The 653-nt window shown below is 46.1% G+C and carries 1 protein-coding gene; it reads left to right on the forward strand.

Annotated elements, in window-relative coordinates; all coding sequences use genetic code 11:
• The coding region (locus V5290_RS17340) for an Ig-like domain-containing protein (protein ID WP_333388782.1) at nt 1-653 on the forward strand (653 nt) is incomplete at both ends.

The following is a 653-nucleotide window of genomic DNA, read 5'->3' on the forward strand; positions in this document are numbered from 1 at the left end:
GAAGAATATACAGCAACGAATAATACTGATGGTACCTGGACATTAGCGGATAATACCTTACCTGCATTGGATGATGGTGAAACTACTATCACGGTCACGGCGACCGATGCAGCAGGTAACGACGCTACGAGCACTGACACGATTAACGTCGATACTGTGGGTCTTAACGTCAGTGTTGATGCGTTAGTGACCAATGATACGTCACCAGCGCTAAGCGGCAGCATTGATGATGCCACAGCGACTGTGATTGTTACTGTCAATGGTATTGACTACACGACTGTCAATAACGGCGATGGCACTTGGAGTTTAGCCGCTGATACCTTGCCTGATTTAGCGGAAGGTGAGGTTGAGATCAGTGTTTCAGCAAGTGATCAAGCAGGCCATACGGAAAGCACAACAACAACCATTGAAGTCGACACAACAGCCCCTGTGGTAAGTGTCGACTCCATTATTACTAATGATACGACTCCCGAGTTAACTGGAGGCGTCAATGATCCTACAGCTTCTATCATGGTTTCAGTGAATGGTGTTCAATATGATGCGATTAATAATACTGACGGTACTTGGACGTTAACCGATAATACACTTGTTGCATTGGATGATGGGGAAACAAGTGTGAGCGTTGTGGCGACAGATCGAGCTGGTAATAGTGT

The organism is Psychromonas arctica (genome assembly GCF_036697365.1).
In the GTDB taxonomy this organism is placed as follows: Bacteria; Pseudomonadota; Gammaproteobacteria; order Enterobacterales; family Psychromonadaceae; genus Psychromonas; species Psychromonas arctica_A.